This window comes from Pedobacter sp. 01N416 (assembly GCF_056399685.1).
This window is the reverse complement of sequence record NZ_JBFTRT010000871.1, coordinates 1-1,325: the sequence shown is the minus strand read 5'-3', so window position 1 is coordinate 1,325 and position 1,325 is coordinate 1. Positions and strand designations below refer to the sequence as shown.

The 1,325-nt window shown below is 35.4% G+C and carries 1 protein-coding gene; it reads left to right on the top strand.

Annotated elements, in window-relative coordinates; all coding sequences use genetic code 11:
- Nucleotides 1-313 precede the first annotated feature (313 nt).
- Nucleotides 314-1,325 (top strand): glycoside hydrolase family 3 protein (locus AC1DND_RS28005; RefSeq protein ID WP_477586142.1); only part of this gene is annotated, 1,012 nt, incomplete at its 3' end.

Genomic DNA, 1,325 nt, shown 5'->3' with positions numbered 1-1,325 from the left:
GGTTCAAAGGGGAAGTATAGCAAGGGTATTAAGCTAAATGAAAATGATGTGGTATTTCTGAATTTTGTAAAACAATAAGGACAAAAGCAGAACTGAAATTTAAACAACAACCTGAAGGCGTGTTTGTTTATTTGGGAAATATCCAGATCGATGCAGTCGATACGATTTTGGAAATACACTTTAATGAAATCTATTTTTTGGTTAGCTAATTGTAAAAGGATATAAAAGCATTTTCTTTCTAAGGAATGTGTTACTTAATTTATGACCTTTTTCAAACTGTAAACCTTAGAAAATAATAGCTATAAGATATAAAATGAAATTAAAATTAATTTGCATTGTATTGCTAATGTCTGGGATTGCTCAGGCCCAAACAATCAAAAACAACAATAAACCATTTTCAGACAAAGTCGTTGAAGATAAGGTTAATTTGTTAATGAAGAAAATGAGCAATGAAGATAAGCTAGCTCAATTAATAGGCATTCGGCCTAACGACTTAATGGAAAATGGAAAATTCTCCATTCAAAAATGCAAGCTAAAAATTCCATATGGCATAGGTCATTTATGTCAATATTCTTCTTCATTACATATGAAACCCGAAGAATTAAGAGATTTAGTGAGGCAAATTCAACACTATTTGATTACCCAAACACCATCTAAGATCCCTGCTATTTTTCATGAAGAGGCCATTACTGGTTTTGCTACATTGGGAGCAACAACATTCCCACAGCAAATAGGGATGTCATGTACCTGGAATCCTGAAATGTTGGAAAAAAATACTAGAACCACAGCTCAAAATATGCGTGATGGAGGAGCCACTATGGCGTTATCGCCAATGCTTGACGTGATTAAAACGGCGCATTGGCCGCGAATAGAAGAAAGTTTTGGCGAAGACTATTACTTGACAGGGAGAATGGGTGTTGCCTTTGTTAATGGATTGCAGGGGGAAGGTTTTAAAAAAGGTATTGCTGCAACCACCAAGCATTTTGTTGGTTTTGGCAGTAATTCAACTGATAAGAAGGAATTATATGAAGAGTATTTATTTCCTCATGAAGCAGTAATTCGCCTGGCTGGTGTTAAAAGTGTAATGCCTGGCTATCATCAATTTCATAATGGTGATTATTCGATAACGAACACAACCTTATTGCAAGATATTCTGCGAAAAAACTTGGGTTTTGATGGTTTGGTGGTAAGTGATTATGGTGCCATTGGAATAGCAGCGGGGAAAGTTAAAACGTCAGAATCATTAAAAACAGCCGCTATTAAAGCAATTAATGCAGGTGCCGATGTTGAACTGGAGGAAGGAAAAACTTTTCCTTATTTATTGG